This is a genomic window from Asticcacaulis sp. DW145 (genome assembly GCF_037101385.1).
In the GTDB taxonomy this organism is placed as follows: domain Bacteria; phylum Pseudomonadota; class Alphaproteobacteria; order Caulobacterales; family Caulobacteraceae; genus Asticcacaulis; species Asticcacaulis currens.
Genome location: NZ_AP029024.1, coordinates 1,036,723 through 1,058,710 on the forward strand (window position 1 = coordinate 1,036,723; position 21,988 = coordinate 1,058,710).

General features: G+C 60.8%; 20 protein-coding genes. 8 read left to right on the plus strand and 12 right to left on the minus strand.

The annotated features are described in order from the left end of the window. The first annotated feature begins 2 nt into the window (after positions 1–2). Both AACH73_RS04845 and AACH73_RS04850 read left to right on the plus strand, forming a co-directional pair. Positions 3–872 carry a cytochrome c1 gene (locus tag AACH73_RS04845; protein WP_272740334.1) on the plus strand — a complete coding sequence of 290 codons (870 nt, stop codon included), beginning with the start codon at positions 3–5 and terminating at the stop codon, positions 870–872. Between the two features lie 261 nt (positions 873–1,133). Beyond that, complete coding sequence (locus AACH73_RS04850; RefSeq protein ID WP_272740333.1) at positions 1,134–1,859, plus strand: HD domain-containing protein; 726 nt, start codon at positions 1,134–1,136, stop codon at positions 1,857–1,859. Positions 1,860–1,946: 87 nt separating this feature from the next. Here AACH73_RS04850 and ychF read toward each other — a convergent pair whose 3' ends face one another. Further along, a complete protein-coding gene (gene ychF / locus AACH73_RS04855) occupies positions 1,947–3,059 on the minus strand; it encodes a redox-regulated ATPase YchF (protein ID WP_126419933.1) in 1,113 nt (370 codons plus the stop codon). Between the two features lie 141 nt (positions 3,060–3,200). Between ychF and AACH73_RS04860 the strand changes: the two genes are divergently transcribed. Further along, on the plus strand, positions 3,201–4,772 hold the full coding sequence (locus tag AACH73_RS04860) for a serine hydrolase (protein WP_338735580.1): 1,572 nt from the start codon (positions 3,201–3,203) through the stop codon (positions 4,770–4,772). A gap of 96 nt (positions 4,773–4,868) precedes the next feature. On the opposite strand, the gene AACH73_RS04865 is transcribed toward AACH73_RS04860, so the two are convergent. From AACH73_RS04865 to lgt, 8 genes are all read right to left on the minus strand, one after another. Continuing rightward, positions 4,869–6,158, minus strand: a complete 1,290-nt coding sequence (locus tag AACH73_RS04865) for a glycosyltransferase (RefSeq protein ID WP_338735581.1) — start codon at positions 6,156–6,158, stop codon at positions 4,869–4,871. An 18-nt stretch (positions 6,159–6,176) separates the two neighbouring features. Then, complete coding sequence (gene pth / locus AACH73_RS04870; RefSeq protein WP_272740330.1) at positions 6,177–6,785, minus strand: aminoacyl-tRNA hydrolase; 609 nt, start codon at positions 6,783–6,785, stop codon at positions 6,177–6,179. 183 nt (positions 6,786–6,968) lie between these two features. Continuing rightward, complete coding sequence (locus AACH73_RS04875) at positions 6,969–7,562, minus strand: 50S ribosomal protein L25/general stress protein Ctc (RefSeq protein ID WP_272740329.1); 594 nt, start codon at positions 7,560–7,562, stop codon at positions 6,969–6,971. A 323-nt stretch (positions 7,563–7,885) separates the two neighbouring features. Further along, complete coding sequence (locus AACH73_RS04880; RefSeq protein ID WP_272740328.1) at positions 7,886–9,136, minus strand: hypothetical protein; 1,251 nt, start codon at positions 9,134–9,136, stop codon at positions 7,886–7,888. Between the two features lie 414 nt (positions 9,137–9,550). Continuing rightward, a complete protein-coding gene (locus AACH73_RS04885; protein WP_272740327.1) occupies positions 9,551–10,486 on the minus strand; it encodes a ribose-phosphate pyrophosphokinase in 936 nt (311 codons plus the stop codon). A gap of 191 nt (positions 10,487–10,677) precedes the next feature. Then, positions 10,678–11,454, minus strand: coding sequence for a peptidoglycan editing factor PgeF (gene pgeF, locus AACH73_RS04890; RefSeq protein ID WP_272740326.1), 777 nt, complete (start codon positions 11,452–11,454; stop codon positions 10,678–10,680). A gap of 102 nt (positions 11,455–11,556) precedes the next feature. Continuing rightward, positions 11,557–12,630 carry an SAM-dependent methyltransferase gene (locus AACH73_RS04895; protein WP_338735582.1) on the minus strand — a complete coding sequence of 358 codons (1,074 nt, stop codon included), beginning with the start codon at positions 12,628–12,630 and terminating at the stop codon, positions 11,557–11,559. After that, positions 12,617–13,513, minus strand: a complete 897-nt coding sequence (lgt, locus tag AACH73_RS04900; protein WP_338735583.1) for a prolipoprotein diacylglyceryl transferase — start codon at positions 13,511–13,513, stop codon at positions 12,617–12,619. The genes AACH73_RS04895 and lgt overlap by 14 nt, the downstream gene beginning before the upstream one ends. Before the next feature lie 160 nt (positions 13,514–13,673). On the opposite strand from lgt, the gene AACH73_RS04905 reads away from it, so the two are divergent. From AACH73_RS04905 to proC, 3 genes are all read left to right on the plus strand, one after another. Further along, complete coding sequence (locus tag AACH73_RS04905) at positions 13,674–13,910, plus strand: accessory factor UbiK family protein (RefSeq protein ID WP_013478665.1); 237 nt, start codon at positions 13,674–13,676, stop codon at positions 13,908–13,910. Positions 13,911–13,950: 40 nt separating this feature from the next. Beyond that, entirely contained in the window at positions 13,951–14,484 is a 534-nt protein-coding gene (locus AACH73_RS04910) for a YbjN domain-containing protein (RefSeq protein ID WP_126419956.1), read from the plus strand. A 117-nt stretch (positions 14,485–14,601) separates the two neighbouring features. Then, complete coding sequence (gene proC, locus AACH73_RS04915) at positions 14,602–15,402, plus strand: pyrroline-5-carboxylate reductase (RefSeq protein ID WP_338735584.1); 801 nt, start codon at positions 14,602–14,604, stop codon at positions 15,400–15,402. A 114-nt stretch (positions 15,403–15,516) separates the two neighbouring features. Here proC and AACH73_RS04920 read toward each other — a convergent pair whose 3' ends face one another. Then, complete coding sequence (locus tag AACH73_RS04920) at positions 15,517–16,614, minus strand: phytase (RefSeq protein WP_272740322.1); 1,098 nt, start codon at positions 16,612–16,614, stop codon at positions 15,517–15,519. Between the two features lie 326 nt (positions 16,615–16,940). Here AACH73_RS04920 and AACH73_RS04925 point away from each other — a divergent pair, with 326 nt between their 5' ends. Continuing rightward, on the plus strand, positions 16,941–19,703 hold the full coding sequence (locus AACH73_RS04925) for a TonB-dependent receptor (protein ID WP_338735585.1): 2,763 nt from the start codon (positions 16,941–16,943) through the stop codon (positions 19,701–19,703). Positions 19,704–19,793: 90 nt separating this feature from the next. Here AACH73_RS04925 and AACH73_RS04930 read toward each other — a convergent pair whose 3' ends face one another. Together AACH73_RS04930 and AACH73_RS04935 are read right to left on the minus strand one after the other, a co-directional pair. Further along, a complete protein-coding gene (locus AACH73_RS04930) occupies positions 19,794–20,669 on the minus strand; it encodes a DUF4349 domain-containing protein (RefSeq protein WP_338735586.1) in 876 nt (291 codons plus the stop codon). 205 nt (positions 20,670–20,874) lie between these two features. Then, on the minus strand, positions 20,875–21,324 hold the full coding sequence (locus AACH73_RS04935) for a MarR family transcriptional regulator (protein WP_272740319.1): 450 nt from the start codon (positions 21,322–21,324) through the stop codon (positions 20,875–20,877). Between the two features lie 159 nt (positions 21,325–21,483). Here AACH73_RS04935 and AACH73_RS04940 point away from each other — a divergent pair, with 159 nt between their 5' ends. Further along, positions 21,484–21,942 (plus strand): organic hydroperoxide resistance protein, encoded by a 459-nt coding sequence (locus AACH73_RS04940; RefSeq protein ID WP_272740318.1) that lies wholly within the window; start codon positions 21,484–21,486, stop codon positions 21,940–21,942. Positions 21,943–21,988 lie beyond the last annotated feature (46 nt).

Sequence of the window (21,988 nt, forward strand, 5' to 3'; positions counted from 1 at the left end):
ACATGTCCGCTATTATGACAAAAGGCCTTAAGGCTCTGGGACTGGCCGCTATTGCCGCCACCCTCGCTCTGTCGGCACCGGCCTTTGCAGCCGGTGGGGCCAAGCATCCGCACGCGCCCAAGGAAGGCTTCAGCTTCGAAGGGCCGTTCGGTACCTTCGATCAGGGCCAGCTCCAGCGCGGCTACAAGGTGTTCCGCGAAGTCTGCTCCAACTGTCACGCCGCGACGCTGCTGTCGTTCCGTAACCTCGGTCAGAAGGACGGTCCCTTCTACGACGAGAAGTACAAGAACCCGAACGACAACCCGATCGTCAAGCAGATCGCATCGGAGTTCGAAGTGCCGGATATCGACACCGAAACGGGTGACACCATCACCCGTCCGGCGACGCCTTCCGATCACTTCCCCAAGAAGTTCGCCAACTCTTACGCGGCGGCGGCCTCCAACGGTGGGGCCATCCCGCCGGACCTCTCGGTGATCACCAAGGCGCGCCACGGCGGTGCCCGCTACGTCTATTCGCTGCTGACCGGCTACGTTGCCCCGCCCAAGGGCCTCGAAGTCAAGGAAGGCCAGCACTATAACCCCTTCATGGCGGGCTCTCTGGCCACGCAATGGTCGGGCGACCCGCACAAGGTGCCGGTCGGTGGCGTGCTGGCCATGGCCCCGCCGCTGAAGGACGATCTGGTCACCTATGACGACGGCACCAAGGCCACCACGCATCAGATGGCTGCCGACGTCGCTGCCTTCTTGGAGTGGGCCGGTGATCCGCACGCGACGCTTCGCAAGAAGACCGGCGTAGGTGTGCTGATCTATCTGCTGCTGTTCGCCGGCGTGACCTATGCGGCGTACCGCAAGCTCTGGCACGGCAAACACTGACGCGCCGCCCTGACGGTCTGCAAACGACCGTCTTCCTGCGATCCGATGCTCACGTACTGATGTACGCTCCGCTTCGGTTCTCGGAAGCCAGTCATTTTCGACTCGTCATGACGACGCTTGACGACAAAGCCCTCGGTTCGCCGGGGGCTTTTTCTGTTGGGGGATTCAAAAAGTGATCGCTCATCGGGTGTAAAAGGGCACATTCCTTTATGATCGCGTGCTACAGATCAGGCCGAGGCAGGGGACAGTATCGAGTCGTCCATGGATTGTCAGACCCAACCCGTTTCCAAAGGCACCAGCCGGTTTCCTGATGCGCAGGCCCTGCAAAAGATGATGGCCGCGCGTCTGGCACCGTCCTTTGCGCCGCATGAGGCTCTGGCCGAGGCCTTGTTGCCGCACGTTCTGGGCAGCAGTGACGACGGTTCGCACGACGTGTCACACCTCCAGCGCGTGTTCAAGGTCGCCATGACCCTGTGTGCCGCCGAAAACGGTGAGGCCGAAATCGTGGCGGCGGCGGTCCTGCTGCACGACTGCGTTCAGGTCGAGAAAAATTCCCCGCTGCGCGCCGAAGCCTCGCGCCTCTCTGCGGAAAAGGCCGGCGAGATACTGGCAGCTCTGGGCTGGGAACCCGCCCGCAGAGAGGCCGCCACCCACGCCATCCTGACCCATTCATTCAGTGCCAATGTCGCGTCGGAAACGCTGGAAGCCAAAATCGTGCAGGACGCCGACCGTCTGGACGCCATCGGCTTTGTCGGTATTGCACGCTGTTTCTACACGGCCGGGCGCATGAACAGCGCCCTTTACGATCCTTTCGACCCCAAGGCCGAGGAGCGCGAACTGGACGACCTCAGCTTCGCGCTCGACCACTTTGAAACCAAGCTGTTCAAGCTGAAATCCGGGTTTCAGACCGCCGCTGGCCGCGATATGGCCGACCTGCGCCACGCCCGCATGAAGGCGTTTATAGAATATCTTCACGAAGAAATCTAAGACTTGGGGCCGCAGGCCCCAAACCCCGATACCTCACCGAGACGTCTCCATCTACTCCCCGTAACGGGTGCAGGGGCCGTGCCCCTGCTATACGTTAAAGCGGAAGTTCATCACATCGCCATCCTTGACGATGTATTCCTTGCCTTCCTGACGGAACTTGCCGTTTTCCTTGGCGCCGGCTTCGCCGTTGAACTTCACGAAGTCCTCATAGGCGATGGTTTCGGCGCGGATGAAGCCCTTTTCAAAGTCCGTATGGATGACGCCGGCGGCCTGCGGCGCGGTATCCCCGACATGGATGGTCCAGGCGCGCGCTTCCTTGGGGCCGACGGTGAAGTAGGATTGCAGGCCCAGCAGCGCATAGGCTTCGCGGATCAGGCGGTTGAGGCCCGGTTCTTCGAGGCCGAGGGTTTCCAGAAACTCCTGACGCTCATCGGCATCGAGCAGCGCGATTTCCGATTCGATCTGCGCCGAAATGACCACCGACTTGGCGTGATCGGCAGCGGCGCGTTTGGAGACGATTTCCGACAGGTCGTTGCCCGTCGAAGCCGAGGCCTCATCGACGTTACAGACGTACAGGGCGGGCTTGGAGGTCAGCAGTTGCAGCATCTCCCACGCCTTGGTGTCTTCCTTGCTGATCTTACCTTTCTCGTAGGCGACGCGGGCCGGGCGGCCATCGCGCAGTTCGGCCAGAGCGGCATGGATCAGCGACACCGTGAGGGCTGCGTCTTTGTCGCCGCCTGACTTGGCGCGCTTTTCAAGCTGCGGCAGGCGCTTTTCCAGGGATTCCAGATCGGCGATCATCAGCTCGGTTTCGATGATTTCCAGATCAGCCAGCGGGTCAATGCGGCCTTCGACATGGGTGATGTCCGTATCGACGAAGCAGCGGGCCACAAAGGCGATGGCGTCGCAGTCGCGGATATTGGCGAGGAACTGGTTGCCGAGGCCTTCGCCCTTCGACGCGCCGCGCACCAAGCCGGCAATATCGACGAAGTTGATGCGTGCTGGGATGATTTCCTTCGAGCCGACGATCTTGGCCAGCACCTCAAGGCGCGGCTCCGGCACGGCCACTTCGCCTGTGTTCGGTTCGATGGTGCAGAAGGGGTAGTTGGCAGCCTGGGCCGAAGCGGTCTGGGTCAGGGCGTTGAACAGGGTGGACTTGCCGACATTGGGCAGACCGACGATTGCGACTTTCAGGGCCATGGGATTCCAAGCGGAAAAGAGAGAAATTGGCCCGCTGCCTAACGCATTTTCCCGGTAATGGCCAGTGGTTTAGAGGCGGATATGCTTGCGTAACCGAAATGACGCGGAGTAGGCTGTCGTATCTATTGCAAGGATATGACCATGCTGCGCACCGACCGCCGTTCGTTCCTCACCCTTAGCGCGGGCCTTGCCGCGGCGACGGCCCTGCCGGCCGTTGCGCAGACCTCCGACACGGCGCAGATCGACGCCATTGTCGAAGCCTTTATGGCGAAGTTTGCCCTGCCGGGCGTGGCCGTCGCCGTCATCCGGCCCGGTCAGCCCGACTATGTTAAGGGCTATGGTGTTCGCACGCTCGGCAAGCCTGACAAGGTCGATGAGCATACACAGTTCGGCATCGCGTCGAATACCAAGGCCTTTACGGCGGCGGCTCTGGCCCTGCTGGTCGAAGAGAAAAAGGTCGAATGGGACGCGCCGGTCGTGCGCTATATCCCCGAATTCAAGATGTACGACGCGGCCCTGACACCGCTGGTGACGGTGCGGGATTTGCTGTCGCACCGCGCCGGACTGGGTCTGGGGCAGGGCGATCTGATGCTGTTTCCGGAGTCGGACCACACGCGGGAGGATCAGCTCAAGGGCGTACAGTTCCTCAAGCCGCAATACCCCTTCCGTTCGGGCTATGCCTATAACAATGTCATGTTCACCATCGCCGGTCTGGTCATCGAGCGGGTGTCGGGTCAGACCTATGAGCGCTTTGTGACCGAGCGTCTGCTGACGCCCTTGGGCATGGCCGATACGGTGCTGGGCTGGCCCAATGTGACCGGGAACAATGTGGCCGGGCGTCACGCGCGCCTGACCGGCCCGCTGCGCGGCATGGGCGATTATAAGGTGGTGTTACCCGAAGAGACCCTCTCCTTTTCACCGGCGGCCGGGCTGGTCACCAGCGTGACGGGCATATTGCCGTGGCTGCATACGCAACTGAAAAAGGGGGTGATGCCCAATGGGCAAAGGCTGTTTTCCGAGGCCTCGTCGCGTGAAATGTGGAAGCCCAATACGATGGTCGGGGCCGGAGCGGGGCCGACGCCGGAGATGCCGACCGCAGCGCTGTTCCGTACCTATGGTCTGGGCTGGTTCGTTCAGGATTATCGTGGGCTGCGGCTGGTGTCGCACTCCGGCGGGCTGGTCGGGCAGGTGACGCAGCAGGCCCTGTTGCCGGAAAAGGGCATAGCGGTCGTCGTCTATACCAATGTCGAGGATGGAGCGAGCGGGCAGATTCGCAACGCCATTCTCGACCTGCTGATCGGGGCGCCCGCCTACGACTGGCTGAAGGCGGCCGTCGAAGGCACGGCCAAGGCGGCGGATAAGGCGCTGGCCGATGCGCCGAAAGTCCAGCCGGGCGGACCGTCCCTGCCGTTGTCGGCCTATGCCGGCACCTATCGGGATGCCTGGTACGGCGATGTGACGGTGGCGGTGAGCGGCAAGGGCAAGACGGCGCGGCTGATGCTGGATTTCACCCGCACGCCGCGCCTGAAAGGGCCACTGGAGGTGTTCGGGCCGGACGTCTTCCGCACGCGCTTCCCTGTCGGCTGGGGCGAGGACGCCGTGGTGACGTTCGAGGTAAAGGACGGCAAGGTCGCAGGCATGAAGCTGGTGGCCTATTCGCCGCTGGCCGATTTCAGCTTCGACTATCAGGATCTCGATCTGCGGAAGATATGAGCAGGTGGGTAACAAGTCATTGACTTAAAAACCCCCACCACGCATCTCAGCTTCGCTTCGTGCGGTCCCCCTCCCCAACAAGTTGGGGAGGTATAATTAAACCGTCACCGGCAGGCTTTGCATAAGGCGCTCGGCGGCGCGTTCGGCCCCGTCTTCCTGCGCCACGACGGCGGCCGCAGAGGCGGCCTTGCCGGCGAAGGCGGTGTCCGAGAGCAGGCGATCCAGCAGACGAATGGCCGAGTGCTTATGCCAGCGGTCAAAGGTGATCGACAGGCCAGCCCCCAGACGCTCGATGCGGCGGCCATTGTCAAACTGATCGCCAAAAACCGGCGTGACCAGTTGCGGCCGCCCGGCGCGCAGGGCCTGAGCGGTGGAGCCGATGCCGCCATGATGGATATTGACGCGGGCGCGCGGCATCAGCAGCGAATGCGGCGCATAGGGGACGCAGAGAATATCCGGTCCGAAGTCGTCATTGAGCAGCGGGCTTTGACCGCCGACCAGCAGCACGGCGCGCTGACGCAGCGCCTTTGCCGCCTTGACCGCTGTGCGGTAGAAGTCCTCGCCATCATAGACCGCCGTAGAGCCCAGACTGAAAACCAGTGGTGCCTGACCGGCGGACAGGAAGGCTTCCAACTGCGGCGGCAGTTCGCTACGACGACCGTCTTCCGAGTCGAAGAAGGGGAAGCCGACGATCTCGGTATGCGGCGGGAAGTCCGGCGCCACATCGCCGATGAGGGGCGAATAGAGGCCCAGCGTCATCTGATCCGACTGTACCCCGCCGAGGCCGATCTCCATGTCGATGCCGTATTTGGCGTAGATGGCGCGGATGGGCGCGAGGCAGCCCGCCAGCTTCTTTTCGCCGATCCAGAAGATGGCGCGGTTATATTGCCGCCCCAGTTCGGTACGCGGCGACAGCACCAGAGGCGCGTCCTTCAGCTTGGGCGGATCATAGGCCGACAACATGACAGCCGGTTGCAGGGCGACGGTCGAGAAGGGGCGGCCTTCGAGGCGCGCCGCCAGATGCGCCGTATAGGCATAGGAGGAGGAAACGACCAGATCGGCCTGCCGCACAATGGGCCGCAACTCCGACAGTCCCTGCTCGATATAGGGGGCCACGAGATGCTTCAGCATGAAGCCGTGGTCTTGCGAAAAATGGCGGATGATCTGCGCGGCATCTATGCCCAGATTCTGGCGATAGGTTTCCATGCTGGGGCCGCAGGCAAGGAATTTCAATCCGGCGGCTTCGACCTTGCCTTCATAGTCGGGGTGCGAGGCCAGGACGACAGACACCCCACGGCGTTTCAGCGCAAGGCCCAACGCCATGAAGGGATGCAGATCCCCCAGCGAACCAAAGGTCGTCAGAACGATTTGAGGCGCGGTCGGCATCGTCTAACCTTCTAAGTCCTACTGAACGACTTTTTTAGGATCGAATTTCGGAGCCGGGCTCAAACGCATCACTTCGGTCATGTATTTTTCACTTTCCCCCAAGAGCGCCAGAGGTAGCGCCTTGACGCAGGCGTCACACAAACGCTCAACCCAGTCCTCGGCCTTGTAGAAGTCCGACAAGACCCAGCTATGTACCAGTTCCTTTTGTCCGGGGTGCCCGATTCCCATGCGCCCGCGCACGAAATTCGGCCCCAGATGTCCCATAATGGAACGTAAACCATTATGGCCCGCATGGCCACCGCCCATTTTCAGCCGGAAGCGTCCCGGTGCCAGGTCCAGTTCGTCATGGAATACAAGGATGTGGTCGGGTTTGATCTTATAAAAGGTCGCCGCTTCCAGTACCGCATTACCCGAAAGATTCATGAAGGTTTGCGGTTTCATGGCCAGTATCTTCGCCGGCCCCTTGGGCGTATCGACCGACCCTTCGGCGACTTCGGACTGAAACTTCTTGCGCACCGGACCGAAGTCGGGGCTGTCGATCAGGCGGTCAATAAACATGAAGCCGATATTGTGCCGGTTCTTCGCATATTGCGTGCCTGGATTGCCAAGACCAACGACAAGAAACAAGGCGGGCTCCGATCAGCTCAAATCGATTCCGTACTCAATGAACGGTGATCTAATCAAAAAAATGGCAGAACGAACATGCCGAAATGCACAGACCCGGAGCGGATTCGTCGGGTTGCACACAGAAATAAGCCCTGTCCTTAGGGTAAGGACAGGGCTTTATCCTATTCCGTGTAAAAGCCCTTATCAGGCTTCGGCGGAAGCTTCTTCGCTCTTTTCAGCGGCCGAGGCGGTGATCGAGGCGATCACGACGTCCTTGCCCTGAACGGCGGTGACGTCCGACGGCAGGCTCAGATCGCCGACGTGGACCGAAGCGCCGATGTCGAGACCCGACAGGTCCACGATCACGTCTTCCGGAATGTGACCGGCGGGCACCTGAATTTCCAGCTCGTGGAAAGCCACAGTCAGGGCACCGCCCTTTTTCAGGCCCGGCGAGGCGTCGTGGTTCTTGAAGTGAACCGGCACGTTGATCTTGATGGTCTGGGTTTCATCGACGCGATAGAGGTCGAAGTGAACCGGCACATCGGTGACCGGGTGGAAGTCGATCGCCTTGGCGATGACCTTCTGGGTCTCTTCGCCGTACTTCAGCGTGACGAGGTGACCGGCCAGCTTGCCCGTGTAGAGCGCCTTGCGGAATTCATTGAGCTTCACGGCGATGGCCACCGGAGCCTTGTCACCACCGTACAGGATGCCCGGAACCTTGCCTTCATTGCGGGTGGCGCGGGCGCCGCCGGTGCCGGTGCGCTCACGGATTTCAACGTCTAGTACGATATCGGCCATTAGCCTGTTCCTCAAACAAAATGCGCCGCGTCGGTTTCAATGCCCGCCCTCTGAAACCTCCGTAAGGGAGGCGCGGGCAACACAATGGACACGGCGTGGGGGAGACCCCGAAAATCTCAAGAGGGCGCGTAGATACACGCTAACGTCCCGATACGCAACCGCCGAAAACCATCAAATTTGTGGTTTTGATAGCAAAACGGCGCGTCGCGGCTGCCCGAAAGCCGAAAAATCCCTCAAGGGCTTTCTGTGGTCGCCCTGAGGGATTTTTCCTCGATATATTAAAGACAGCCGCTCATGAGGGAAACGGGTTTCCCTCATGACGCCTAAGACGACTTCTTCTTGGCCGGCGTGGATGCCTTTTTGCCGGAGGTCTTCTTTGAGGCCGTTTTCTTGACTGGCTCCGGCTTCAGATACGGCTTGGCATTGGCGTATTTCAGTTCCTCGGTGCCGTCAGCCTTCAGCGTGACCTCGCGGTCCGGCGACAGGTTGAGGGCATTGGAGGACAGTTCGCCGATGCAGTTGCCGGTGTCCATCATGATGTGCTGACCGACACAGAAGACGTCGTCGAAGTGAAAGCGCGACGCCGCCAGGCACTGGTTGAGGTTCAGCTTTGATTCGCCAAGGCAGCGCGGGGCCTTCTGTTCGTTGAGCAGGGCTATGACGGCCTCTTCATTGGGACCAGTGCCTTCGCCCAGAATGGAGATGGCCGCGATGGCCAGGGCACGGTTGACGCCGTAGGTATAGGGCGTGTTGAACAGGGCCTCGTGATCGAAAGACCCCGCAGCGGTGCCGGTGCTGCTCAGCGGTTGTGCGGCCGAACCGGACGAAGCTGTGGCATTATAGGCGGCCGCATCTGCCGTCGCCCCGCCCGTATTGGCGCGGGTCGTCAGGCCTTCACCCGTCAGGGCGGCCGTCAGCAGCTTCGCACTTTGATCGGAAACGACGCCGCGGCTGGTTGAGGACGACAGCTTGGTGGCGGCCAGACGGCCCGCCGGATCGCTCAGCACGCCCTTGGACCAGGCCTGCTTCTGGATCGCGTAGGCCGCCTGCTTCATCGCCGTGCCCTTGGTGTAGAGCATTTCGCCGTCCGAAGAGAGGGCAAGGATCACGCGTCGCGCGGCAATATTGGCACCGGGTATGCCCGCCGCATAGCCGGGGTTGCTGAACAGCTTGGTCACCAGTTCCTGACGGGCGGTCGCGTCGGCGGCATAGGCGCGCAGTTGTGAGCGGAAGGCCGGTTCCTGCATGGCGACGATGGCGGCATAGGCGATCGCGCCCCGCGCCAGTTGCTTGGGCTCATAGGAGGCACCCTGGCTCAGCTTGGCCTGAACCATGGAGGCGTCGTTGAAATCGGGGCTCATGCCGCGCGCCTGTTCGACATAGGCGACATAGACCGAAGCGGCATCCGAAATGGCCGGGGCCAGCGACACCGGCGGGCCAGCGGATGCGGGCGGTGGCGGGGGAGGCGCGGGAGGCGGTGCATCGGTCTGACAGGCGGCCAGGCTGAGCGCCATAATCGACGCAGTGACGGCCAAGAAGATCGGCCTGCGGCCGGTTCCGGTCGTGAATTTCATACTAAACTCCCCAAAACGGATGCCCGAAGCGGCGGGCGAAATGCGAGACGTCGGTTGTCGGGGCTGGGCCCCCGGGCGCAGAAAAACAGAGGCTGCGCCAAAGCGTCTGCACATCTGTTCTTTATGTCAGGTGCTACGGGTCGGACCATTTGCCCCACCCGGACGGCGAGGGCATGATACCGGCAAAACGGCCGACCACAAGGCTGTCAGGAATAATTCAACTGACAGCAGAAGTCCTCATAAAAGCGCCAAAAATATGGCTTTTTTAACCGTGCACGTCCGTGAGTCGCCGGAAAATGGAAATAACATTTCTGTGAGACGCGCGCTGCGCGACAGGGTTAATATCGCCCTAATTTAAAATAAAAAGGGCGTCTGAAAAGACGCCCTTTTGGCGGTGGGCAATGGACCGTGCGATCAGTCGAAAAGTTTGGAAACGGACTCTTCGTTGGCGATGCGGCGGATCGCTTCGCCGATCAGCGGGGCAACGCCCACAATGCGGACCTTGGGGTGGTTGCGCACATGTTCCGGCGCTTCGATGGAGTCTGTGATGACCAGTTCCTTGAGCACCGAAGTTTCGACGCGCTCCATGGCCTTGCCGGACAGGACGCCATGGCTGATATAGGCGGAAACCGAGGTCGCCCCACGGTCGATCAGCGCCTTGGCCGCATTAACCAGTGTGCCGCCGGAATCGACGATATCGTCGAACAGGATACAGTTGCGGCCGGTCACGTCCCCGATGATGTTCATCACTTCGGATTCGCCGGCGCGCGGACGACGCTTGTCCACGATAGCCAGATCACCGCCCAGACGGTCGGCCAGAGCGCGGGCGCGCACCACGCCGCCGACATCCGGCGATACGACCATGATTTCATGGGCATTGGGATAGTTGGCCTTGATGTCCTTGGCCATGAAGGGAATAGCCACCAGATTATCAGTCGGGATGTCGAAAAACCCCTGAATCTGACCGGCGTGCAGGTCCATGGTCAGGACGCGGTGCGCGCCGGCGCGCACGATCAGATTGGCCACCAGCTTGGCCGAAATGGGGGTGCGGCCGCCGGTCTTGCGGTCCTGACGGGCGTAGCCGAAATAGGGGATGACAGCGGTGATGCGCTTGGCCGAAGCCCGCGTCAGGGCGTCGATGCAGATCAGCAACTCCATCAGGTTGTCATTGGCCGGATAGCTGGTGGACTGAATGACAAACACATCCTCACCGCGCACGTTTTCGTCGATGGTGACGAAGATTTCCTTGTCGGCGAAGCGTTCGATGCGCGCCTTGGTCAGGGGCATGTCGAGATAGTCGCCGATGGCCTGAGCCAGCAGTCGGTTGGAATTGGCCGATAGCAATTTCATGGGGAACCTGTGGGGCGGCAGGGTGGGAAACACGTGCGTGTTTTACATGCGGCGGCTTTTAACAGGTGCGATCCGTGGGGCAAGCCCGATTCGTCGTAAATCCTTAAAATTCTGACTGGATTGAGCGGGGTTGCGGTCCTGCGTCCACAGGGCGACGACGCTTAATCGTTTCACAGGCTCGGGTCATAGTCTCAGGGGCGCAGCATGATGGCGCTGATCAGGCGGCCATAGTCCGGCTCCTGCCGCAGGAAGCCCCGGCGGTTGGAATGGAACAGGGCCTCTTCGGCGCAGGTGTCGTGGCCCGTGGTCGCAACCTGCGTCAGGCCCAGCCGCTTCAGCCGCATCATGCAGAAGCCCGGCAGGTCGAAATAGCGCTTGTCGGCGGTCTTACCCGCAATAAAGAAGGCGGCACTGTCGGCGTCTTGTGCGCAGAAGGTCTCTTCGTAATCGGCCGACACCTCATAGGAGGCCTGCGCGATGCAGGGGCCGATGACGGCGCGCAGGTGCCGGGCTTCGGCCCCTTTGGCCAGAAGTGCTGCGTATTCGGCTTCGATCATGCCGCCCAGCGCGCCCTTCCAGCCCGCGTGGCAGGCTCCGACGACGCCATTGACCGGATCGGCCCACAGGATGGGGGCGCAATCGGCTGACAAAGCCCCCAAAATCAGGCCGGGGGTGGTGGTGACCAGACCATCGGCTTCCGGACGGTCTTCCGTTGGCCACGGGCCATCGACCGTCACGGCGATTTTGGAGTGCACCTGATAACAGTTGAGCAGACGCGCCTCCGGCTGGCCAAAGCTGGCGGCGACGCGACGGCGGTTCTCAAGGATATTGTCGCGCGTGTCCTTGGAGCCTTGCCCGACATTCAGCGACTCGTAGGGGAAGGGTGAAACGCCGCCCAGCCGCGTGAAAAAGCCGTGCTGGATATTCGGCAGGTCAAGGAGCGGGTGCAGGATACGGGGCAGGGTCATTATAGTGCCTGTGAAATTAAGAGCCCCCACCACCGCATCTCCGCTTTGCTTCGTGCGGTCCCCCTCCCCAGTAAACTGGGGAGGTATGAAGGCTAAGCTGTACTAGGTCTCGGCGTGAATGGGCGCAAGGCCTGCCAGAGGCAGGTCGCGGGGGTAATGAATGGCCAGCACCTTGAACAGTTCGCCCATCTCCTCCGCCGCGATCAGGCGATGCACCTGCCGCGCCAGCCGGTCGGTGTCTTCCGGGTTTTTTGCGCGCAATTCGTCGAAGCGCTCGATAATGCCGAGGCGTTGCAGAAAGACGCCCTGCGGCGTGATCTGGCTGACCCCCAGCCCCATGTTCAACGCCGTCACCGCCAGTGACGGAAAGTCCGCCCACTGGGTCAGGTCGTGCGCGCCGGGGTCGGCCAGCGGATCGGTCTTTTCGTGGCGATAGAGGGCCTGAAGCGTATCGCCGGGTTCGGGCCGGTCGCGGCCATAGTCGATAAACAGCGCCGCGCCCGTCGCCTCGTGGATCAGCGCGCCCACGGCCTCGATCAGGCGGTTTTGCGCCAGAGAGACTTCGCAGACCTGACCCACTTCGGCGGCGAAGGGGGCGGTGAAATCCTGCGGTGCGGGGACAAGGCCGATGACCAGCTCGCCCTCGTGCAGGCCAACGCAGCGCTCATACCAGCCGTCGGGCGTCAGTTGAAACTGCCGCGCCGGCAGGCAGTCGAGCACCTCATTAGCGATGATCAGCAGAGGCACGTCGGTCGGCACGTGGTCGAGGCTGTCGTAGTGGCGCACCTCACCCAGTCTGGCCGTCTGTACGGCGCGCAGAGGCTGCGAAGGCTCGATCAGACCGATCTCGACGGCCTGCGCAAAGGCGGGCAGGGCGCGAAAAGTCCTCAGCAGGTCGCTCATCAGCGTGCCGTCGCCAGGGCCGATTTCAAGGACGCGAATCTTGGCGGGCGCGCCCATATCCTGCCACGCCTGCATGGCCCACAGGGCGAGGCGTTCACCGAACATCTGCGACACCAGGGGCGCGGTGATAAAGTCGCCCTCTTCACCCAGAGCCGGGCGCGTGGCGTAATAGCCTTCCTGCGGATCGAACAGGCAGGCCCACATATAGTCGGCGATGGTCAGCGGGCCTTCGAGCCTTATCTGCTCGATCAGGCGTGTCTTAAGCGAGGCCATCAGGCGCTTTCGTCTCAGTTGTCGCCGTAAATCCGGCGGGCAGGGTCTTGCCGCGCAGGGCCAGCCAGATGGCGATGCCGCCGCCAATGATCATCAGCAGCGACAAGGTCTGCCCCATGGTGATGACGTGTTTGAAGAAGGGCAGCATCTGGGCGTCGGGTTCGCGCACAAATTCGACGAGCACGCGGGCAAGGCCGTAACCCGCAACGAATACGCCCATGATCAGGCCGGGCTGACGCAGCCTGCGCCAGACGTGCACCAGCAGATAGCCGACGACAAACAGCACGATCCCTTCCAGTACGGCCTCGTATAGCTGGCTGGGGTGGCGCGGCAGATAGCCAGCCGGGCAGACACCGCCATATTGCTGAAGGAGATATTTGTTACAGAAGACCATACCCCATGGGGCGTCTGTGGTACGGCCCCACAGTTCGCCATTGATAAAATTGGCAATGCGGCCAAAGAACAGACCGATGGGCGCGGCGCAGGAGAGAAGATCGCCCAGGGTCCACGGGTTGATGCGGTGACGCCGACTATAAAGCACGCCCGCGATACAGACCCCGATAAAGCCACCGTGGAAGGACATGCCGCCTTCCCATACCTTGAAGAATTGCAGCGGGTTTTTCAGGATGGGCGCCAGATCGTAGAACAGCACATAGCCAATGCGACCGCCCAGAATGATACCGAGCGCCATCCAGATAATCAGGTCTTCGAGGTTTTCGCGCGACAGGGGCGCGGGGTAGGGAGCCCACAAAGACTCCTTGCGGATCAGTTGCGTCAGGTACCACCAGCCCACCGCTATACCCGCAACATAGGCCAGAGCGTACCAGCGCAGGGCCAGCGGCCCTATGTGCAAAAGGACGGGATCAATGTCGGGCAGGGTCATGCTCAGAAACCTGTGAACTGTATTCAATGACCTAAAGGAATCATCGAAGGGGGGCAAGAATCGTGAAAAACTTTCTTTCAGTCGCCATTCGCACTATATGCGCACAGTGTGACAACTCATTTGAGGCTCTTTCCGGGCCTTTATCCGCAAGGATTTTCCCATGCAGTCGAAAAACCCCTTCCTCGACGAATTCGCCAAGCTCTCGACCAGCGCCATGTCTCTGGCTCAGGCCGCCGGTGACGAGGCCAAGGCCGCCTTCCGCGCCCAGGGCGACCGCTTCGTCGCCGATATGGACCTTATCCGCCGCGATGAATTCGAGGCGATGAAGGAGGTCATGCTGGCCGAAATCGCCGCATTGAAGCTGGAAATCCAGAGCCTCAAATCCAAGGCCGAGTAATCCCGCCCTCTGGACCTCTCTCAGGACACCCGTATCTCTCATGGACCTGCCTCAGGCTGATTATACCGACACGACTTCCGACCCGCTCGAACTGGTCGAAGCCATCCTCACCGACGAAGGCCTGACCTTTGAGCGGACGCCCGATGGCGAGGTGCTGTTCTCGCTGGCGGGCTTGTGGAAGTCGCACGACATGTGGTTCTCCTGCCGTCCGGAAGGGGAGTGCCTGCAACTGTGTTCGTCGCTCGACCTGCGCTTCGATCCGGCAAAGGTGGCGCCGATCCATCAGTTGCTGTCGCTGGTTAATCAGCGTGTCTGGTTCGGCCATTTTGAAATCTATGAGGACGAAGAAGGAATGCGCGAAGCGGGGCGTCTGCCCGCCGATATCGTCTTCCGCCATACCCTGTTGTCGAGCCCGATGGAACGCCCCGGTCAGGTGCAGACGGCGCACATGATCAATGTTGCCGCCGAAGCCGTGGATCGCTTTTATCCGGCCTTCGACTTCCTGTTCAAGGGCGCGCCCACGGCCGAAGCGGCGCTGGAAGCCTGCCTGTTTGAGACAATCGGAGAGGCCTAATCGCTCACACAAAAGTTGCCCTTCGGGTACTTTTGTGTGGTCTGTACGGTGAAAAATGCCTCGGGGCGGCCCGTCGGCATTTTTCGCATTTTATTCAAGATTTATTGAGGTCCATCAATGCTGGCGAAACCCATACTTCTCATTGGCGCGGGAGCGCTGGGGTCGGCCATGCTCAAGGGGATGCGTGCGGCCGGGCATATCGCGCCGTCCGACCTGATCATTCTCGACCTCAATCCCGGCGAAGAAGCCCACGCCTATGCGGGTCTGGGGGCGCGGCTTAACCCGTCGCCGGAAGTGTGGCGCGACGCCTTCACCGTCATCATCGCCGTCAAGCCGCAAAGCTGGCGCGGGGCGGCGCAAATTCTAGACGGCAACCTCAACCCGAATGCGACGTTGATTTCGGTGATGGCCGGGGTGCGGACCGAAGACCTCAGCAGCGTGTTTGCGCCGCTGAAAGTCGCGCGCGTTATGCCGACCACCGGTGTCGCGACCGGTAAGGGCGTAGCCAGCCTCTATGCGTCGGAGGGGGTGGCCTTGCAGGCGGCCTCCGATCTCTTCTCACCGATGGCGGCGACGGTGGTGCTGGACAACGAAGACCTGATCGACGCGGCGACCGCCGTTTCCGGTTCGGGGCCGGCCTATGTCTATGCCTTTGTCGCGGCGCTGGAGCAGGCGGCGCTGGAAACCGGTCTGACGGCGGCGGATGCCAAAACACTGGCACGCGCCACCCTGATTTCGGCGGCCAATCTGCTCGATCAGGCGGGCGAAGACCCCGAAGACCTGATCCGCAAGGTCGCCTCACCCGGCGGCACCACCGAAGCGGCGCTGAAGGTACTGCGGCGGGAGGGGCAGGGGCTGACCGAACTTGTCACGGCTGCGGTGATGGCGGCACAAAAACGCTCCAAAGAACTCGGATAATACCAAGGGTCATTGAAAATGACTCTTGGTATCGTTCCTTCAACGGCCGGATGCGGTCAGCATCTTCGGCCGTTGGTATAAGAAAAGCCCCGCCGGTTGGCGGGGCTTTGTGTTTTATTTCAGGCCGAGTTTCGCTTCGATCTCTTTCCAGTCCACGATCTTGAAATTCTGACGTGAACGCTGGGTCGAAAGCGCTTCGCCTTCGGTGTCCATGTCGTCCTGCATGACGACGATACCCTTGGCATAGGGACCGACCTGCCCGCCCAAGGCCGCGACGCCATCCGTACCCGTCACGGCGTCGATGCCATTACCGGGGAAGACCGAGAAGCGGCCCTGATAGGCGGGTTCACCCTCTACGCGCCAGACGGCAAAGGCCGAGTCGCCCTGCGACGAAGCGATCAGATAGGTTTTTTGGCCGTCACGCAGCAGGGTCAGGCCTTCGATATCGGCTTTGAGCACGTCCGACGGCAGGCTGATCAGGGCCTTGCGTTGAGCCCCCGTTGCCGGATCGAGGCTGTACATCCAGATGGCCGTGTTTTCTTCGGCGATGTAAAGCGTCTGTGTGGCATCATCGACCACGCAGCCTTCGGATTGCGTGCCGACATTGAAGCGGCGGGTTTCGCTCAGGACCGGCTTGCCCGCAGCGACGCCAACCGTGGCCTGAGCCACGTCGCCGTTCTTGCCCACCATGATGGCGACCAGATCGCCCGCCGTCGTTTTGCCGAGGCAGAAACCATAGGCCTCAGACGTAGCCAGCGGCGCAAAGCCCCAGTCCGTCGTTTTCAGCGTGGCCGGATCGAGCTTGAAGAAACGCACGCCATTGCCGACGCGGTCAGAGGCGGCGACGACAACCGGCAGGCCCAATGCGTTATTACGCAGATCGACATTGTTCATCGGGCCCACGGTCAGGAAGTCGATCACCTTGCCATTCAGGTCGTAGCTATAAAGCCCCGCCTTTTTGTCGGTGCCATAGATCACAACGCGGTTGGAGTCGGACGGATCGACCCAGATTTCGGGATCGTCCGCCGAGTCCAGATTGACGGTGCCGACCGCAGTGGTTTCCGCGGCCGCCAGAACGGGGGTCCCCGTGCCCTGCGTCATCTTGGTGGAGTCGGAGATCAGTTCAGGGTGCAGGCAGGCCGACAACCCGGTGGATAAAAGACAAAGCGTTGAGATTGTCGCAAAAAGTTTAAATTTCCGGGTCGGCAGCATACAGTTATCCCCTTTAACAATTCATGCGCTGCCTTGTAGCCGATTTTTGAAAAAGCGCAGCCCGTTTTTAGGTCTGTTTCAAGAATTAAAACGATTGCATTGAGGGTCGTCAATGCGAGTTCAGATGGGATTGCTCTTTTAAACCCAAAGGGCTGATGTAATACATGCCGTCCTATGGGCTATGCAGGAATGCCACACTTCAGCCACGAATGTGACGGTGTCGCAAAACCTTTGCAAAACTGTATCTCATTCGTCATCCCCGGCGCCTACTGGCTGCGTCACGGGCGCGATACATCTATGTCGTGCGGACAATCTGGGGATAGATTATGAAATTGGAAAAGTTTCTCGCGCTGACGGCTGCCATGGCGCCGATCGCCGCTGTGGCCGTTCCGGTCGTCGTGCAGGCCGCTGAAGCTGAAGAGGTCACCGAAGTCGTCGTTAAGGCCCGCAAGCCGCTGGCGGAATCCGATGCGGCCGCTTTGAAGGCGCAGCGTCAGTCGGACTCGCTGGTCAGCGTTCTGTCGGCGGACGATGCCGGTAACCTGCCGGATCAGAATATCGCTTTCGCCATCGGCCGTCTGCCGGGCGTCGGTCTGGAGCGCGATCAGGGTCAGGCCCGTTACGTCAACCTGCGCGGCATGCCGCGCCGCTGGGCGACCATCTCTTTCGACGGTCTGTCGGTTGTGTCCGCCGAAGGCCGCGACTCGCGTTTCGATAACATCCCGTCGGCTATCGCCTCTCAGGTAACGATCCAGAAGGCCATCGTGCCGTCCATGCCGGGCGATACCGTCGCCGGCAATATCGACATCCGCACGCGCCGCGCCTTCGACTATAAGGGTCAGAAGATCACCGGCAAGCTGGGGCTCGGCCATGTGACGCTGGGCGGGGGGGAAGAGATCGACTCCAACCTCGTCTATTCCAACATCTTCCTGGGCGGCAAGCTGGGCATCGTGGCTCAGGGGTCCTACTATCGCCGCAACATGGCGACGGAAAACTGGGAAACCGATCCCTACCTGCCGGCGGTGGTTGCGGATCAGGGCCGCCGTTTCGCGCGTGAGTTCGAATACAAGAACTATCGCCTGACCCGCTACAACTCGTCCTTCTCGACCCGCGCCGACTACAGGTTCGACGACAAGAACACCATCTTCGCCTCGCTGATCGCCACTGTGTTCAAGGATGACGAACTGCGCGACAACTGGATCGTGCGTCTCGATCAGGGCACCAATGCTGCGGGCGTGCGTTACGACACGGCCGCGGTTCAGAACGCGTCCGATCCCAAGTCGGGCATCTCCTACGGCGCGCGTCTGAACTCACGTATCGACTATCGTGACTCCGAAGAAATCCTGGCTACCTCGACCATCGGCGGCGAGCACCGCGACTGGTACGGCTTCGACGTGTCGTGGCGCCTGAACTACACGCTGGGTAAGAACGGTGGCGACACCCCGGTGTCGGCGGCCTATCAGAGCCCCTCGACCTTCACCGATCGTCCGACCGCCGTTTATGACTTCCGCAACGGTGATCAGAACATGGTGCGCCTGTTCCGCACCACGGGCACGACCTCCGCTCGCACCCAGGGCGAGCGCATTCTTAGCGCTGAACAGTTTCCCATGCTGCTTCAGCAGTTCCGTCGCGACACCGGCGGCGAGGATACGCAGGCCCTGACCGCCAAGATCGACTTTGATCGTCAAACGGATGTCTTCGGTCACAGCACCAAGCTGGAGTTCGGTGCCCTGACGACGTCGCGCACCAAGAAGAACAATGTCGAGCGCTACGAAATCGTGTCGGGCCTCAACTCTTCGGGCGTCTGCCCGGCCTCGGGTGCCCCCGCCAACTCCTTCTGCGCCAACGGCATCGCCATCCCGTCGTGGGGGGATCTGGCCATCGACGATCCCTACAAGGGCCGTCAGCCGCTGGGCTATACCTTCCGCTATACCAACCAGCCGTACACCAACGCGCTGATGGACAGCTATATCAACAAAGGTGCGGCCACCCGTCAGGCTGGTTACTCGGCGGATAACTACTGGATGGTCAAGGAGTTCCTGACCGCCGGTTACATCATGGCCACCACCCAGTTCGACTGGGGTAATATCGTCTATGGTACCCGCGTCGAGTCCATTGAGAACAAGGGCCAGGCCTATTCCAGCGCCCTGTCCAAGTTTGTGAATACGTCGAGCGATAACACGCTCGTCTATCCGAGCGTACACCTGAACTGGAACGTCACTGACCGTCTGAAGGCGCGCTTCTCGCTGAACCGCACCGCCTCTCGTCCGGACTATGACGATCTGCGTCCGAGCTTTACCTATAAGGATGGCGATCAGACGATCTCGGGCGGTAACCCGAACGCCAAACCGGAAAAGCAGACCGGCTTTGACGCCTATCTCGAATATTACGGCGAGACGGGTTTCCTGTCGGCGGGCTTCTTCCACAAGGATCTGGAAGACGTGCTGTTCAACCAATCGGGTACTTTCGGCTCTGACATCCTGAACTCCGGCAACACGGATCGTTCATCCTACATTCTCACCACCCTGCGTAACGGCGGTAAGGGCAAGCTGTCGGGCGTTGAACTGTTCGCGTCGCAAAGCGCCGAAAAGCTGGTCGAAGGTCTGGGCTGGCCGGAATGGCTGGGCGGTTTCGGTGTGAAGGCCTCGGCCACGCTGGCGGACTCCGAAATCACCATACCGGCCTACAATATCGGCACCAAGGCAGTTCCGGTGATCGTGCCTGAGCGCAAGGCCGACCTGCCGGGCACCTCGGACGGCGTTTACAACCTGCAACTGATCTATGAAAAGTACGGTCTGACCGTGCGTCTGGCCTATCAGTACCGCACGGCCTGGATTCAGGACATCGGCAGCAGCACAATTGTCAACGGTGTGGCCATGCCGGCCGACAACGGCGACATCTACTGGGATGAAGACGAAGAAGTCGATCTGTCGGTGCGTTATCAGATCAACAACAATCTCGAATGGTTCTTCGACGGTTCGAACCTGCGCAATCAGGGGGCCCGTCGTTACGGTGGCACGTCCATCTATCCTATCGAGTTCGAAAAGTTCGGCCCGCGCTACGTCGCCGGTCTGCGCTTCAACTTCTAATCGGGGGGAGGGGAGGCTGCGGGGGGCCGCAGTCTCGATCCCGGAAAGAAAGGCACCGCATCGGTTTCGATGCGGTGCTTTTTTTCAAAATCAGATCTGTTCGGGGCGCGTGGGTTTCGCCGCTTTACGGTCGCGCCGCATCCACCAGATGACCGGCGCGGCGATAAGCCCTAGAGGCAGCAGGTAACCCGCCACGGCGACCATCACGGTCAGCACCGAGATCATGTTAGGCCCCACATCCGACAGCGCGGATTTCAGAGGCGCCCAAGTGCCATCGACGGCCACCGCCGAGGCCGGGCGATAGGTCAGGGTCAGCTTCGACATGGCCACGCGCTTTTTCATTGTAGCCACGGCGGTTTGTGCGCTGTCGATATCCGACTGAATCGTGGCCAGTTGCTGCTTTAACTCGATGACTTCGCTCATCTTCCCCTTATGGCTGCGCAGCGTCGCCTGCAGATTATCGCGTAAGGCCATCTGGTTTTTGATATGGGCCTCAGCGTCAATGAGGCTCAGGCTGACGTCTTCGGTGGCAATGCTCTGGCTCTCGATTTTCGCGCCGGTGGCCTTCAGTTCGTTGTTGAGATTTTTGCGGAAGAGGCCGATCCATTGCGGCGTGGCGCGCAGGGTCAGCGTGTGAAGCTGCCCCTCCTTACCCGTATTCTGACTGCTCAGTGAGAGAAGCTGACAGGTGGTAAGGCCGGCCACGGCGCAGGCCTCACGATGGCCCTCCATCATGCCGCTGACCGTTTTGTCGGGCGCGCTGAGATCAAAGCGATAATCATAGGCCAGTTGCGGAACAGAGGCCGGATCGACGCGCGTTGATTTGGCTATATCGCCACCGGCGTCAGCGGGGGCGGCTTCTTCGGTAAGAGCGGCTTCCTCTGCGGGTTTGGAACAGGCCGACAGAGTGAGCAGGGTCGCAAACAGCAAAACGACGGCCAGACGGCCGGAACAACGCGGTGACATGAGGGGCTCCCCAAACGAAGGTTGACGCCGCAGTCGAGTGCGGCGGCCTTCATGTCGCGCTGAAATCACGTCATTTTCACGGCGCAATCACGTTTCCGTGATATTTGCGTGATTAGACCGTGATCACATTGATCTGTTTCGGGTTTGTCGAAAAGGGAGGCTTGTCCACAGGTCGCATTGTGTCGCCAATGCGGCCAAATCTCCGTCAGGCGGCGCGCAGGGTCTGGCCCAAGGCCTTAACCTGATCACGCAGGGCGATCAGGTGCGGCAGGTCCATATTGCCCATGGCGCACAGCATAGCCTGCGGAATGGATTGCCCTTGTTTAGCCAGTGCCTTGCCCTTATCCGTCAGGGTGATGCGGGTGACGCGCTCATCCTTTGGGTCGCGGGTGCGGTCGATTAGCCCTTGCGTCTGAAGGCGTTTCAGCAGCGGCGTCAGCGTGCCGGAATCCAGAAACAGCGGCGTCCCCAGTTCACTCACCGACCGGTCGTCCTTCTCCCACAGCAGCAGCATGACCAGATACTGCGGATAGGTCAGGCCCAAGGGTTCCAGCAGGGGCTTATAGGCCTGTGCAAAGGCGTGGGCGGCGCTGTGGACGGCAAAGCAGATTTGATTTTCAAGCCGCATTTCCGCAGGGATGAGAGGCGAGGACATGATTTTCTCCTGACTTGGCAAAGGGATAACACAATAATCGCTTAAAATCAATTAAATTGCACACAATGCAATTGACAAAAGATTGCGCGCAATCTATCTAGGTTTCAGACACGCCGCGGGCTGTTCTTCATCGACCTCAACCGCAAAGGAAACCTGACCATGACCACCTCGATCACCGCGCTCTACACCGCTCACGCTACGGCCACCGGCGGCCGCGAAGGTACCGCCTCCACCAACGATGGCCGTCTGTCGGTCAAGCTTTCGACGCCGAAGGAATTGGGCGGTGGCGGCGGGGAAGGCACCAATCCGGAGCAACTGTTCGCCTCAGGTTATGCCGCCTGCTTTATCGGTGCGCTGAAGTTCGTTGGCGGTCAGAAGAAGGTCGCCGTTCCCGCCGACGCCTCGATCGACGCATCGGTCGGTATCGGGCAGATCCCTAACGGTTTCGGCCTCGAAGTGACGCTGAAGGTCAACCTGCCGGGCGTCCCGGACGAAGCGGCGCGCGACCTGATCGAAGCCGCACACGTCGTCTGCCCCTATTCGAACGCAACGCGCGGCAATATCAACGTCACCCTGATCCACAAGGCCACTTCGGGCGAAGTCATCGTCGCGCAATAGATTTTTGTGCCTAACCGATTGAAAACAAGGAAGCGCCGGAACGAAT

What these genes read in the sequence shown, in the direction of transcription:
- AACH73_RS04875 (WP_272740329.1), bottom strand. Translation starts at nt 7,562, where the DNA reads ATGGCCGATATCGTACTAGACGTTGAAATCCGTGAGCGCACCGGCACC.
- AACH73_RS04845 (WP_272740334.1), top strand. Translation starts at nt 3, where the DNA reads ATGTCCGCTATTATGACAAAAGGCCTTAAGGCTCTGGGACTGGCCGCT.
- AACH73_RS04935 (WP_272740319.1), bottom strand. Translation starts at nt 21,324, where the DNA reads ATGTCCTCGCCTCTCATCCCTGCGGAAATGCGGCTTGAAAATCAAATC.
- lgt (WP_338735583.1), bottom strand. Translation starts at nt 13,513, where the DNA reads ATGACCCTGCCCGACATTGATCCCGTCCTTTTGCACATAGGGCCGCTG.
- AACH73_RS04850 (WP_272740333.1), top strand. Translation starts at nt 1,134, where the DNA reads ATGGATTGTCAGACCCAACCCGTTTCCAAAGGCACCAGCCGGTTTCCT.
- AACH73_RS04910 (WP_126419956.1), top strand. Translation starts at nt 13,951, where the DNA reads ATGGACCTGCCTCAGGCTGATTATACCGACACGACTTCCGACCCGCTC.
- AACH73_RS04940 (WP_272740318.1), top strand. Translation starts at nt 21,484, where the DNA reads ATGACCACCTCGATCACCGCGCTCTACACCGCTCACGCTACGGCCACC.
- AACH73_RS04865 (WP_338735581.1), bottom strand. Translation starts at nt 6,158, where the DNA reads ATGCCGACCGCGCCTCAAATCGTTCTGACGACCTTTGGTTCGCTGGGG.
- pgeF (WP_272740326.1), bottom strand. Translation starts at nt 11,454, where the DNA reads ATGACCCTGCCCCGTATCCTGCACCCGCTCCTTGACCTGCCGAATATC.
- AACH73_RS04925 (WP_338735585.1), top strand. Translation starts at nt 16,941, where the DNA reads ATGAAATTGGAAAAGTTTCTCGCGCTGACGGCTGCCATGGCGCCGATC.
- AACH73_RS04920 (WP_272740322.1), bottom strand. Translation starts at nt 16,614, where the DNA reads ATGCTGCCGACCCGGAAATTTAAACTTTTTGCGACAATCTCAACGCTT.
- AACH73_RS04895 (WP_338735582.1), bottom strand. Translation starts at nt 12,630, where the DNA reads ATGGCCTCGCTTAAGACACGCCTGATCGAGCAGATAAGGCTCGAAGGC.
- AACH73_RS04860 (WP_338735580.1), top strand. Translation starts at nt 3,201, where the DNA reads ATGCTGCGCACCGACCGCCGTTCGTTCCTCACCCTTAGCGCGGGCCTT.
- AACH73_RS04905 (WP_013478665.1), top strand. Translation starts at nt 13,674, where the DNA reads ATGCAGTCGAAAAACCCCTTCCTCGACGAATTCGCCAAGCTCTCGACC.
- proC (WP_338735584.1), top strand. Translation starts at nt 14,602, where the DNA reads ATGCTGGCGAAACCCATACTTCTCATTGGCGCGGGAGCGCTGGGGTCG.
- AACH73_RS04880 (WP_272740328.1), bottom strand. Translation starts at nt 9,136, where the DNA reads ATGAAATTCACGACCGGAACCGGCCGCAGGCCGATCTTCTTGGCCGTC.
- ychF (WP_126419933.1), bottom strand. Translation starts at nt 3,059, where the DNA reads ATGGCCCTGAAAGTCGCAATCGTCGGTCTGCCCAATGTCGGCAAGTCC.
- AACH73_RS04885 (WP_272740327.1), bottom strand. Translation starts at nt 10,486, where the DNA reads ATGAAATTGCTATCGGCCAATTCCAACCGACTGCTGGCTCAGGCCATC.
- AACH73_RS04930 (WP_338735586.1), bottom strand. Translation starts at nt 20,669, where the DNA reads ATGTCACCGCGTTGTTCCGGCCGTCTGGCCGTCGTTTTGCTGTTTGCG.